Source organism: Paenibacillus diazotrophicus, from assembly GCF_042610465.1.
This window is the reverse complement of record NZ_JBGJZN010000005.1, coordinates 66,951-79,698: the sequence shown is the minus strand read 5'-3', so window position 1 is coordinate 79,698 and position 12,748 is coordinate 66,951. Positions and strand designations below refer to the sequence as shown.

At 50.0% G+C, this 12,748-nt stretch carries 9 protein-coding genes; 1 reads left to right on the top strand and 8 read right to left on the bottom strand.

The window, feature by feature from the left end; translation table 11 throughout:
- Positions 1-388: 388 nt before the first annotated feature.
- Complete coding sequence (locus tag ACAN54_RS19375) at positions 389-1,912, bottom strand: extracellular solute-binding protein (RefSeq protein WP_379158966.1); 1,524 nt, start codon at positions 1,910-1,912, stop codon at positions 389-391.
- A 184-nt stretch (positions 1,913-2,096) separates the two neighbouring features.
- On the opposite strand from ACAN54_RS19375, the gene ACAN54_RS19370 reads away from it, so the two are divergent.
- Positions 2,097-4,436, top strand: coding sequence for an AraC family transcriptional regulator (locus ACAN54_RS19370; RefSeq protein ID WP_379158963.1), 2,340 nt, complete (start codon positions 2,097-2,099; stop codon positions 4,434-4,436).
- A 113-nt stretch (positions 4,437-4,549) separates the two neighbouring features.
- Here the strand turns inward: ACAN54_RS19370 and ACAN54_RS19365 are convergent, their stop codons facing one another.
- The 7 genes from ACAN54_RS19365 to ACAN54_RS19335 form a co-directional block, all read right to left on the bottom strand.
- Positions 4,550-5,149 (bottom strand): hypothetical protein, encoded by a 600-nt coding sequence (locus tag ACAN54_RS19365; protein ID WP_379158960.1) that lies wholly within the window; start codon positions 5,147-5,149, stop codon positions 4,550-4,552.
- A 543-nt stretch (positions 5,150-5,692) separates the two neighbouring features.
- Positions 5,693-6,676: a carbohydrate kinase family protein gene (locus tag ACAN54_RS19360; RefSeq protein WP_379158957.1), complete on the bottom strand. Its 984-nt coding sequence runs from the start codon at positions 6,674-6,676 to the stop codon at positions 5,693-5,695.
- Between the two features lie 20 nt (positions 6,677-6,696).
- On the bottom strand, positions 6,697-7,536 hold the full coding sequence (locus ACAN54_RS19355; protein WP_379158954.1) for a carbohydrate ABC transporter permease: 840 nt from the start codon (positions 7,534-7,536) through the stop codon (positions 6,697-6,699).
- A gap of 82 nt (positions 7,537-7,618) precedes the next feature.
- Positions 7,619-8,554, bottom strand: a complete 936-nt coding sequence (locus ACAN54_RS19350; RefSeq protein ID WP_379158951.1) for a carbohydrate ABC transporter permease — start codon at positions 8,552-8,554, stop codon at positions 7,619-7,621.
- Between the two features lie 17 nt (positions 8,555-8,571).
- Complete coding sequence (locus ACAN54_RS19345; RefSeq protein WP_379158948.1) at positions 8,572-10,470, bottom strand: GH32 C-terminal domain-containing protein; 1,899 nt, start codon at positions 10,468-10,470, stop codon at positions 8,572-8,574.
- Positions 10,471-10,482: 12 nt separating this feature from the next.
- Positions 10,483-11,985: a glycoside hydrolase family 32 protein gene (locus tag ACAN54_RS19340; protein ID WP_379158945.1), complete on the bottom strand. Its 1,503-nt coding sequence runs from the start codon at positions 11,983-11,985 to the stop codon at positions 10,483-10,485.
- A 199-nt stretch (positions 11,986-12,184) separates the two neighbouring features.
- Complete coding sequence (locus ACAN54_RS19335) at positions 12,185-12,316, bottom strand: hypothetical protein (RefSeq protein ID WP_379158942.1); 132 nt, start codon at positions 12,314-12,316, stop codon at positions 12,185-12,187.
- Positions 12,317-12,748 lie beyond the last annotated feature (432 nt).

Genomic DNA, 12,748 nt, shown 5'->3' with positions numbered 1-12,748 from the left:
TTTCCCCAGGTACAATCTCACCATTTCTCAAGACGTCCATGTGAATCACCCTGTTCATTATTATGTATTCCATTTTACAATTGAACTAATCTGCCCGTTAGCTTAATGAAGCATTGTGAGTCTAATACTTTATTTTCTCAGTCTACAACTTTATTTGCTGAGTCTAACACTTTATTTTTCAGTATAGAACCTTATTTTCTTTTGACAACACACTGGCATTCCGGCTTTTCGGACTCAGATGACGTTATTTCATTATATTGATCCCAAAACTATAGATACTAGAGCAATTCATGTAATCTCTGTCCGTATGGGTTCACAAGCTAGCAGACGCTTCTAAGATCCATCGCCACTCTGACCGCAACATGGCAATCTGTCGATGTGCATCCAATCACTTCCCCGCTGCCGCCCGCTCCGCAGCCCCATACTCCTGAATAATCAAGTCGCCGCCGCTTGCCTTCCACTTCTCTACCTCCTGGTGGAAGCCTTCGGCAGTGATATTTCCCAGGATATAATTGTAGGTGGCATCCACGATGATGGCAGACAACTCAGTGTTCTTTTCGTCAAAGGTTGGCGAGCTAAGGCTGATAGTCGGATCATCAACCAGGAACTGCTCATTGTCTTCGCTAAGCTGGTCGGCGAGGGCGGTCAGCTGCTCTTTTTGTGCTACCTCCATAATGTTCTTGTTGCCGATATCGGCGATCATCAGGGAGTAGAGCGGACTCACCTCATTCACACGCAGCTGCGAGGTTTCCTCCGGGAGAATCACTTTGCTGTCTTCAAGCTTATAATGCCGCCCTTCAAAACCGTACTTCATCAGATTGGCGATATCTTTATCCATCGTGCGGTCAAAAAATCCGAGCACTTCCCTGAGCTCCTTCTCTGTGGCAATAGCCTTTTTGGAAAAGAGATAGAGCCCGTTGTAGTTGGGAATGGACCATACCTTATAGCCATCCGGCCCTTTGATCCGGTTAATCAAGGTCAGCTCGGCTGCAGGATTGATAGCCTGAGTCTCAATGGAGAGGCGCTGCGCATCGGTCATGCTTCCTATGAACATGCCGGCGCTGCCGCGAATGAACTTGTCCCGCTGCACCTCCTTGCTGGTCAGGGCAAAATCCTGATTCATCATCTTTTCATTGTATAATTGCTTCATGAAGTTCATCGTATCCATATACTCAGGCGTCTCAAATTCAGGAATGAACTGGCCGTTCACCAGCTTCCAGTTATTTGGGGTGCCGAAGTAGGAGCTAAGAGTTTTGAATACCCCATACACCAGGTCATTGCGGTCAACCAGGCCCAGCGTATCCGGTTTGCCGTTGCCGTCAGGATCATTGTAGGTGAATTGCTTGATAACGTTATAGAGTTCCTCCAGCGTCTGCGGTTTGTTCAAATGGAGACGATCAAGCCAGTCCTTGCGGATGATAATGCCTTGTCTGGAGGATGGACGCTCCGTGTACAAGCCGTAGAATTTGCCGTCCACAGCCGTCTGGTTCAGAATCGACGGGTCCAGCTGCTTCAGATTCGGGAAATCCTTAAGATAGGGTCCAATCTCCCAGAAGGCCCCTGAACGGATCGCATTTTTGACCAAATTATAATCCGTAACCTTCACAAAAGTGACATCACCGAGGGAACCGGTCGCCATTGCCGTATTCATTTTGTCAGTATAGACACCCTCCGGAACCCATGTGATCTGCAGTCGTACTCCAGCGAGCTTCTCAATCTCTGCTACGATATCCTTGGCAGGGGTCTGGGGAAAATGGAGTGGTGCCAGGATGGAGATCTGCGGAACCTCTACACCGGAACCGCTGCCAGCATCCTCCTCCCCGCTGCAAGCGCTTAACATTATAAACATCACAAGCAAAACAAGCCCAAAGCTATACCGGGCAGTCTTGCGGCCGAAGTCTTGTCTGAACATCCATATATCCTCCTGGCTTATGAATTATTACATTTCACTCCTAATAAATGTACAAATTGCATTTGATAGTGATAAATAGAGAAAATGATTATTGCGGCACCAGATGATTATTGTTATTATCCTTCGTGATGCATACACTGAAGACAGGCCACTGCTTCTACCTAAAGTAAAGGTGCTGAATCCATTGAAATCTTTAAGCTTCCTGAATAAATTAACGATTTTCGCCTTTGTCCTCAGCACATTGCCTGTGCTGTTCATTGGTTCTTTTTCTTACTTCACATCCTCCAGCGAAATTCAAAAAAATGTTAATCGGAATAAAATGGAACTTATTTTACAAATTACATCCAATGTAGAGCATAAGCTGGCTACTGTCAATCAAACCTTGAATCAGGTTGTGAACTCCTCCGTACTGAAAAAAGCGCTGAACAACCCGCTAAATGTAACCGATTTCATTTTATATAATGACATACGTACGGAAATCCGCAACATGCAATCTTTCGATACAAAGCTGGAGGATGTGATCCTGCTGAACCAGCGGCAGAACTGGATGATCAAAAATTCCGGGCTCTACCGTCTGAATGAATATGAGAATTACGAGCAGCTGACCAACCTGATTAATCTGCCTGATGAGACCTCCTGGGTGCTGAATCCCGCTTCCCTGTTCTACAGTGAGGAGAGCATTAACGTTACGGGTTGCGAATACAGCATCAGCCTGATCAAGAAGCTGCCCACTACCAAGCTGCAAAAATACGGGCTGGCGATCGCCAATATTCCGGCCTGCAGCCTGCAGGATTTCATTAATTCCGACCTGCCGCCACTGGACAGCATCATCGTTCTGGACAACACCGGACGGATTCTGCTGCACCCGGACCGCAGTCTGATCGGCCAGCCCGCTGCAGCCAGCGGCTTCAAGGATTTCGCCAGAATATCCAGCGCCGCCAGTCCATCGGGGCAATTCGAGACCGTAATGGACAACAAGGATTATTCCATCGCCTATACGCGTTCCCAGCAAAACGGCTGGATCTATCTTTCGGTAACTTCAATCGCGAGTCTGACCAAAGAATCTAACAAAATCGGGACCTACACCGTATATGTATGCACCCTTATGCTGCTGCTGTCGGTTCTGCTGGCCTGGCTGGGCTCTCGCAAAATGTACTCACCTATTGAGCGTCTGCTTAACCAGATGGGCCAGCGCAGGCCCGATATCCGCAAACGGCATACCAACGAGTTCCAGATCATAGGCGAGCAGGTGCATCATTTATTCCAGTCCAAATCCCAGCTGGAGAAGGAGGTTGCCCAGCATATCCAGCAGGTGCGTACCTTTGTCCTGATCAAGGCTTTTCAGGGGAATCTTAAGAAGCGGGAGCTGCTTGAGGAGCTGGAACAATTCGGCTATCATACCCAGCTGGAGGAATGGCAGACCATGGCCGTAATTACAACCAGTATCGACTTCTCCGAGGAGAACAGCTATCAGAAAAAAGATCTCAGCCTGCTGCTGTTCGCTGTGCATAATATGATCGAGGAGCTGATTCCCTCCAGCAACCGTCTGGCTCCAGTCATCATGGATCATACGGTGGTGACGCTGATCGGGAGCGCCGACGGCAATGCGGAGTCTTTTGACAAAACACTCTATTCACTGACCGAATCGCTACAGCAGAAGATCAACAACTACCTGAAGCTGGAGGCCAGCATCGGGCTGAGCCTGCCCTTTCATGCCTTCGATAAAATGTCAATTGCGTACAAGGAAGGCCTCGAAGCTCTGAAGCACCGGATCACGCTGGGTAAAGGTATCATTATTCAATATGAAAATATCAACTCCGGTAATCACTATCTCAATTTGAGCTATCCTACCCATAAAGAAAATGATCTGATGGACGCGATTAAGCTGGCGGATACTGAAAAGGCAAAAGACCTGCTGCACAAGGTATTCAGCTGCATTTTCACACCGGGCCTGTCCCCGCAGGAATGTCAGATCCCGCTCACACGCCTATTGAACAATTTACTGATTATGATGCAGGAGTCAGGGATCAGCCTGAACCAGATTCATCCGGTAAATGGCTCCTTATTCGAGGAGTTAACAGATATCCATATTGTCGCTGAGATTGAAGACTGGTTCTGGACAGTGGTCATCCAGCCGATGATCCGTATTTTTGGCAGCAGGCAGAATGCCCAGTACCATAATATCTCGGAGAAGCTGATCGATATCGTCCAGCATGATTATGACAAGGACCTTACCCTGGAGGAATGTGCTTCCCGGCTGCACTATAATGCGAACTATATCAGCAGCGTGTTCCGCAAGGAGACACAGTATTACTTCAGCGAATATCTCGCCATGTACCGGTTCAAGATGGCGAAGAAATGGCTGGAGGAGACCGACATGCCGATCAAGGATATCGCTGCCCGGCTCCGCTACAATAATTCTCAGAATTTCATCCGCTCTTTCCGTAAGCAGGAGGGAATGACCCCAGGCCAGTACCGCGAGAATGCGGGCGCAAGACAGCGGGTGGTGCCGGATGATTATTGATGGGAGAATGTAAAGGGTAACGCCTATGAATTCCGGCATCCTATTCTCAAAAAGCCGCAGCCCAGAAGGAGAAGGCTCCTTGGGACCACGGCTTTTTGGGTGTTGGCGGATGTTTAAGCTTTAGGCTTGCGCAATTTTCTTCTTCGGATGAAAAGAAGGACCCCAGCCGCCAGCAGCACAATAACTGCACCTCCGGCAAGCCCAATATTCTTGATGTCCGGCACATACACCACCAGACGCACTGGCTCAGAATCAGCCATCGTGATGTGCCAAGTTAGTGTATTCCCATCCTGCTCGTCAGCATTGTTAGGACCATAGAGATTGTATGGCAGCGTTAATTTGAACTCCAGTGCTTGGCTCTGCATGAACAGCCGGACCAGCGACTTGGGTATGCTCAGCGTTCCAAGCGCGTCTAGAATCTTATCCGAGTAAGCATTCAGCTTGGGCTGGGCCACCACGTCATACCGGGTGTACAGCCACTTGTTTTCGGTGTCTACTTGCGTGTCCACAATATCGAGGCTTCCCGCATTCAGCTTCACATCCTGTATGGAGGCGTAGGATTTCAGAAATTGATATTCCGTGGATTTGCCAACTTTTGTTTTGTGCAGTTCAATCCCCGCCGCCTGAAGTCTGCTGCGAAGCATATCCTCAATGGTACCGCCCGCCAGCAGCTCCACACGCGAATCCAGCTTGAGGCTGAATGCAATATCCATGCCTCCGTTCTTCTTCACCGTGACATGTGTCGTCCCAAAGGCGCGTTGAAGTTGTAAGTCATGGTTTGTCTTTACTGGATTAGGTCCTATGCCTCCAGCAATATTAACTTGCTCGTTTTGATAAGAAAACACTTTAAAATTAAATACAACCAAACAAATAAGAAAATACACAAAACACTGCTTTGTAAAACTCAAAGAATTATCTACTAATCCCCCCATTGTTAAGCACCTCACCTTTATAAATACTTACGTTATCTCATTCGGAATATTATGTAGATTCTCGCCCTGGTCACTATGGAGCAGCATACTTGTCCGCTCTACTGTAAGCGACAATCTCTCCGTTGTACAGATCCAAAATTATAGCTTTTATCTTTATTTCTACGGTGTAGCTCAATCTGGCTGCCAACGCAAAAACACCTCCAAGGTTATCTCCCTATCTTACGACCGGGTTCCGTTCTCTTGAAGGTGTTTTTAATTTGTCTCACGTTATGGGGTCAGTCCTCGGCACAGGACCCCGGCAACCAGCAGTATCCGAGCTCCAGATCAGATCGAAACTGCGTTTCCTCCGCCACGATGCTGCAGCGCACCAATCTCATCCAATCCTGCCAGAGAGGCGATTGCCCCTTTCCGCGTGGCCGCTATGGCACCTGCCGCGTTGGCGAACGCTACCGCCTCTTCCAGTTCAATTCTTTCCCACTCCGACACCGGTTTGCCCAGCTCCAGCAGCCGGTAAATAAAAGCGCCCATAAAGCCGTCACCCGCTGCTGTGGTATCTACTGGGATTACCGGATAGGAGCCCACACTGCCAGACACTGTCCGGGTGGTATAATAAGTCCCTTCTGCTCCCCTCGTGACGAGTAATAGCGCGATAGGATAGCTACTCAAGAGCTGCCCTGCTCCATTCGCCAAATCCTGACTTCCTGTCAGGAAGACCAGTTCTTCTTCAGATACTTTTGCGATGTCTGCCAGATGCAGCCCTTCTTCCATCGCAGCCCTGCTATGGGTATCACCCTTCCATAACGCAGGCCGCCAGTTAGGATCATAGGTGATAAGTGCCCCATGCGATTTGGCCAGCCGGACAGCCTGAACTGTAGCGCTGTAAGCAGGCTCAGTGGTCATGGAGATCGACCCGAAATGAAAGATCCGTGTGCTGCTAAGCAGTTCACGATTCACCTCGTTGAAAGTCAGCTCAGCATCCGCACCCGGATGTCGGCAGAAATGAAAGCTCCGCTCCCCACCAGCATCCAAATGCACGAACGCCATGGTTGTATGGGCCTCTTTCGTCTCGACCAGCCCAATGTCATCGATCTTTTCTGCCACCAATGCTTCCCTCAGATACTGACCGAACGGATCATCACCTACTTTTCCAATAAAAGCCGTTTGCCTGCCTAGCCGTGACAATGCGGCCAGCACATTCACCGGAGCGCCACCAGCATTGCGTTCGAAGCAGGGATTACCCGTGGGCGACAGCCCTGCCGGAGTAAAATCTATAAGTAGCTCACCGAGCGCCACTGTATCGTATTTCATCGTTATTCCCATTCCCTTCATTATCCTTTCACACCGGACATCGTAATGCCCTGAATGTAATAACGCTGCAGGAACAGAAATAGGATCAGGATCGGAACCGTGGAAATGGTGCTTGCGGCAAGAATCTTAGACCAATCTGTTCCTTCGACCGAGGAGAACGCGGCAATGGCTACCTGAATCATCTGTTTCTTTTCGTCATTGATAACGATCAGAGGCCACAGATATGAATCCCAGTTGCCGAGAAAGGTCATCAGCGCAAGGGTGATCATCGGCGGGACAGCCGCAGGCAAGACAATGCGGGAAAAGGTTCGCGGCATTGAGGCTCCGTCGATTTTGGCCGCCTCCAGAATCTCATCTGGAATTTCCGCGAAGAACTGCCGCAGCAGAAAGATTCCGAACACAGACAGCATCGAAGGAATCACCAACGCTTTATAGGAGTTAAGCCAGCCGAAATAATTCATCAGCAGATAGTTTGGGACCAGCGTTACTTCACCGGGAATAATCATTGCCGACATGAACAGTGCGAAGACAACCGCTTTTCCACGGAAACGCAGCTTGGCAAAAGCAAACGCCGACATCGAATTCACTAGCAGCACCAGCAAGGTTACAATCCCTGCAACAAACAGTGTATTCGCGATATAGCGGAGAAAAGGGTTGCCCTCACTGAAGATAACGTCTTTGAAGTTAGCCAGCGTTGGCTTAACAGGAACGAACAAATGAATATTCAGGCTGGTGGAGTACTTGAACAATTCCTCATAAGGACGTAGTGAACCCGAGATCATCCAGAGGATCGGGATAATTGAAATGACAGCCAGGACGGTCATAACCGTATATTTGGCAATGCTTGCAAAGCGGTTCATGTGGATTCCTCCTAGTAGTTTTACGAAACAGCCGCTTCCTTAATACTCCTCTGCAGCAAAATCGGCTACAGAAGTGTCTCCATTAATATTCCGCGTTCCGGAACAGTCTCATTTGCACAAGCGAGATGGCGAGAACAATAGCGAACAGAATAAAAGCGGCTGCGGTACCGTAGCCCATCTGCATCTGCTGGAAGGCCATTCTATAAATATAATAGACAGCGGTTTCTGTAGCCCCGTTGGGGCCTCCACTGGTCAATACAAAAACAAGGCCGGACAGCTTGATTGCATCAATTGTCGTCATAATCACAACGAAGGCCGTGGTACGGTTCAGCAAAGGAAGCGTAATACGGAAGAACTGCTGTATTTTTGTAGCACCGTCTACCCGGGCCGCCTCGTACAAATCTTGGGGAATGTTGTTTAGTCCGGCCAGGAAGATAATCATGAAAAAGCCTACGCCTTTCCATATTCCCAGCATGATCACGCCATTCATCGCCGTATCCGGGTTGGACAGGAAATTGGTAGTGGGCAGATGAAACGTCTTCAGCACATTGTTCAGAATCCCGAATTCCTTATTGTAGATCAGTTTGAACACCGTTGCGGCCACTGCCGTAGAAATGACAACCGGAATGAAATAGAGTGTGCGGAACAGACCGGTGAGCTTGAACCTTTTCTGGATTAACAGTGCCAATCCCAGTGAAATCCCGGTCTGAATCGGAATAACGATGACGGCAAAATGAAACGAATGCCTGAGACTGGCCAGGAAGTCCCTGTCTGTCACTAGAGACTTGTAATTGCTGAGCCCGATAAAGCTGCGGCTCGATGCCACCAGGTTATAATTCTGAAAGCTGATCACAAAGGCTTGCAGCATCGGATAGAACACAAAGATGAGCAGCAAAGCAAAAGAAGGGAGTACGAACCACCAGGCGGTCATTTCTTCTCCCCGCAGAAACCGGCGGGGCTTTTTACCGGGTGGGGCAGTTTTGGAGGCAGACTCAGCTGCCGTTGTAACGCTTGTCATGATCTTTTCACTCCATTTCAATCCGGTTTATAGACGTACACGTTCATTACTGCATAAATTTGCCCACCTGGAGCAAGGGCTTTAATCTCTGCCTGGCCTTCCTTCAGCCCCTTTACGACAGCGGATGTTCCGTTGCGGCTATCCACCTGTGCAACTGTCTCATCACCCGATACCCAAGTAAGATCCTGGGGAGCTGTTAGCGGAACGACCGCCGCTGCCGCTTCCACAGTGCCACCAAGTGGAACATCCACGCTGGATTGGCTAAGCAGGACGCGAAGCGGTTTCGAGCTGCCCGGATCCTCATTCCGCCATACACTGGCCATCGGATAAAAGACGGCCTGGTCCAGCGTCACGTTTCCCTTTTTCACATACAGCTCCAGCCCGTTACTGGTAGCCCCCGGGAACAGAATAGTGGAAACCACAGTCTCGCCGTCTGCTCCGAACACCTCCAGCGTCGATTCATCCACATAGATATGCAGCCTGATTTTACCGTTTACCGCTCTTAAGGGAGCCTGAACCGTTTCGGCAAACCCGGCTTCAAAAGAACTGTCGCCGGATTTAGTTCGATCCACCGTTAGTGTTGAATTCATGTTGTTATAAGATATAATTGTCTCCTGCTCTCCGCCCTTTCTCAGTTTGAAGCCGAATTCCGCTTCTCCCTGCACAGTGAACTCGGAATCGAGTTCATAGGAAGTTCCACGCAGGCTGGCCAGGAGATTTTTACCCGGCTCCAGTCGCTGGATCCCCACCTTGACCGCTTGGCCGCGCAAGGCTTCCAGCTCTTGCACCGGCTGCTGGACGAGGCGCAATCCCTCACCGGGAATATCGCGCAGCTTCAGCTCCCGCGGCAACGACATATTCCCTTTCCACGGAGCGCTTGGCATGGAGAACGGATAGCGCCAGTTGGACATCCAGCCAACATAGATCCGGCGGCCGTCCGTCTCCGGAATATCCGAGTAGGACACTGCAGCATAGAAGTCTTTTCCATAATCGGTCCACAGCACTTTGGAGGGCTCATTCTCATTCTTGAACGTCCTGCCGTCAAAGCTACCGATAAAATATTGCGCTGTTGAGCCACGGGTTGAGCGGTTATTGCCGATACTGAGCGCCAGCACCCACCTTGTCTCCTTGCTGCCTTCCACGGGAAGCTCGAAGAAATCCGGACATTCCCAGACGGCGGCATGCGAGCCCTGATCGGCGCCGAATTCGCTGGCCATCTGCCAGGTCTTCAGGTCCGGTGAGGTATAGAATCTCACCCGGTTGTCCACCGAGACAACCATCACCCAAGCGTGCGAGGGCTCATGCCAGAACACCTTGGGATCTCTAAAATCCTTTAGTCCGGGATTCGGAATCACGGGATTGCCCTCATATTTGGTCCAGGTGCGTCCTTTATCAGAACTGTAAGCCAGGCTCTGCGACTGCATTCCTCCTTTGAAATGGGTGAAGATCGCAACCAATCCCGCTTTCCCGCCAAAAAAACCGCTCGTATCCTTCCAGTCCACCACGGCGCTGCCTGACCAAATTTCCCCGAGCGAATCGCGCAGGAGCGCTACCGGCAGGTGCTGCCAATGGATCAGATCCGTACTGACGGCGTGACCCCACTGGCCGCTGTTCTGGTAGAACTGGTGATATTCACCTTCAAAATAAACCATTCCATTCGGATCGCTCATATTCCCGCTTTCCGGCGACAGATGATACTGCGGGCGGTACAGCTCCGTGTAGTAATTGGGAATCGCAGAAAACTGAAAGTCCGCAGGTGTAGTATTAGAGATGGTATTGGACGGAGTTTTAGAATCAGAAGTATTACTGGTATTACTGGTATTACTGGTATGATTGCTGTTGCCGCCAATATTGCACCCTGCGATAACCAGCAGTACTACAGCCACACCTGCCAATTTGCTTGTAGTTTTGATCATAGCTCCTCCAGACTAACTCCAGATAGATTTGAGATTCCACATATGCAACGACTCCAGCGTTATACTTCCACCCTCAGCCCTCATCGTTATTCCGCCGGTTAGAGCAGACGGATACACCCGGCTTGTCAATACATAGCGGCCATCATTTACAAACACTTCAATGGAAGAACGGTCGATAAATACCTGCAGTTTAAGCGATCCTCCATTAGCATCTAATGCTTCCGTGCTTACTGAAACTTCACTTATCGATGCATCGCCACGGCCGGAAGCGCTGCAATCCAGGATCAGCTTGTCTTCCCGGAGCAAATAGCGGATGACCGTCGATTCCCCGCTTCCCTCTGCCGCAAGCAGAGTAATCTCCAGACGCTCAGCTTGTGTATCATTCATCGCAAATTCAGCAATCCATTCAAAACCCTGTCCATCTCTAACGCTCCATGCTGCATAAGTCCCCATAGAGAGGCTAACCCCAGAAGCTGTTATTCCAGCCTCCCGCAGGAGCTCGAGCTCGGGAACCGGCCGCGAAGCCAGTTTGCCTCCCGGCAGGAGCACTAACTCCCGCGGCAATGTCATTGCCCCATACCACCCGCGGTCCTCGCGGGCCATCTCTGAACCCCAGTGATCCATCCAGGCGATCATAATTCTTCTGCCCTTGCCGTCCAGCAAAGTCTGTGCGGCATAAAAATCAGGACCATGATCAAGCTTCGCTTGAGTCACCGGTGTAAACTTTCCGCTGGCGTAATCCATTTCACCGGTCATATATAAATTTTTGGCATCCTGCATATTCATCGGTGACAGCACAAGCACATACTTATCTCCCATCGGGAATAAATCGGGGCATTCCCACATGTCCCCTTGAGTACCATCGCTCTCCGCAGCCGTCCCCATGTATTCCCACCGCTCCAGATCTTCCGATTGGTAGAGCAGCGCCTTCCCTTTGCCGTCTTTCCCGGAACCCAGCACCATATACCACAAATCTTCATGACGCCATACCTTGGGATCACGAAAGCCGAAATTGTCCGTATCGGGCGAACCTGGAATCAGAGGATTGCCGGAATGCTTGTCAAAAACAACACCGTCCGTGCTGCTCGCCGCGCACTGCACTTCCATGGGTACGCGGCCGTCGACATGCCCGGTGTAGATCAAGGTCAGCCTGCCATCATTCTCCACAGCACTGCCGGACCAGCAGCCGTAACCGCCCTCCTGTCCAAGCTCATAAGGCTCCGTAGGTGCCAAAGCTATGGGCAGGTGTTTCCAGTGCACCAGATCCTTGCTTACAGCATGTCCCCAGTGCATCGGTCCCCACTTATCACTATAGGGGTGATGCTGATAGAACAGATGGTATTCCTCCTTAAAATAGATCAGGCCATTCGGATCGTTCATCCAGCCGGCCAGTGGCAGCATGTGGTACTGCAGCCGATAGTCATCCCGTGCCGCAATCTCCGCCTGTGCAGCCACTGCTTCCTCGGCCAGCCGTATGCTCTCTTTATGTGCTTGCTTCTCTCCCGAAACATTCATGCTGCATGCTCCTATTCCTTGTTTAGTTGACCCTATTGTAGCTGAACGGTTAGAGAAATCATTTCAATATGATCGGTTGGGAAGTTGTGATGTTTTCAGGGGGGATGGGATGCAGCCGTTGTCTTGAAGGGAAGGGTAGAAGCATTGGCATAGGTGGTTGCATGGTATAGATCATAGTAGCTTATGAGTGGGATCGCCGTCACTCCGTGGAAGTTTTGGACTTCCGGCCGCTGTTGTCTGCAGATTTCTTCAATTGGACAGCTGATCGCGGTTGAAATCTGCAGACAAAGGCGGTCGCTACCGCTCCTCCAGTTCCAAAATTCCACTCCATTCCTTTATCCCATTCCCCAGAGTGGGGAACCTCCTGGCTCGCTGAACTTCCTCATCAGCTTCACTGGGGCACACCTCTTGTCTTCTGAGTCGGCTCCAGAAAATCGCCTGCTTACAGTGCTAACAGGTAGAGCGGGAACACCTATAAGTCTAAAATCTCAATCACAAGAACTAAGCGGACTCCAAAGCCCTTATATGTAGAAACGCGGTACTTTTTTCCCTTTGTGGACTCCAGTGCAGTTATTCTTAGAAAAGTGGGCTATTTCCTCGCTGTATCGTTGAAATAACGTCATCTGAGTCCGCACGGAAGGCTAAAGTATTCTTTATTGACGCATTAACGGCTCTGGAGTCCGCAAGTAGGTTTGGTGAGATTAGCCAGGTCGCTCACGTTTTACGAGAAATGCTGCAGAAGACTGAAAAACTGGCTGAGTAA

Excerpts from the sequence above, each read along its gene's own strand:
- ACAN54_RS19375 (WP_379158966.1), bottom strand. The coding sequence starts at position 1,912 with ATGTTCAGACAAGACTTCGGCCGCAAGACTGCCCGGTATAGCTTTGGG.
- ACAN54_RS19365 (WP_379158960.1), bottom strand. The coding sequence starts at position 5,149 with ATGGATATTGCATTCAGCCTCAAGCTGGATTCGCGTGTGGAGCTGCTG.
- ACAN54_RS19360 (WP_379158957.1), bottom strand. The coding sequence starts at position 6,676 with ATGAAATACGATACAGTGGCGCTCGGTGAGCTACTTATAGATTTTACT.
- ACAN54_RS19355 (WP_379158954.1), bottom strand. The coding sequence starts at position 7,536 with ATGAACCGCTTTGCAAGCATTGCCAAATATACGGTTATGACCGTCCTG.
- ACAN54_RS19350 (WP_379158951.1), bottom strand. The coding sequence starts at position 8,554 with ATGACAAGCGTTACAACGGCAGCTGAGTCTGCCTCCAAAACTGCCCCA.
- ACAN54_RS19345 (WP_379158948.1), bottom strand. The coding sequence starts at position 10,470 with ATGATCAAAACTACAAGCAAATTGGCAGGTGTGGCTGTAGTACTGCTG.
- ACAN54_RS19340 (WP_379158945.1), bottom strand. The coding sequence starts at position 11,985 with ATGAATGTTTCGGGAGAGAAGCAAGCACATAAAGAGAGCATACGGCTG.
- ACAN54_RS19335 (WP_379158942.1), bottom strand. The coding sequence starts at position 12,316 with ATGGAGTGGAATTTTGGAACTGGAGGAGCGGTAGCGACCGCCTTTGTC.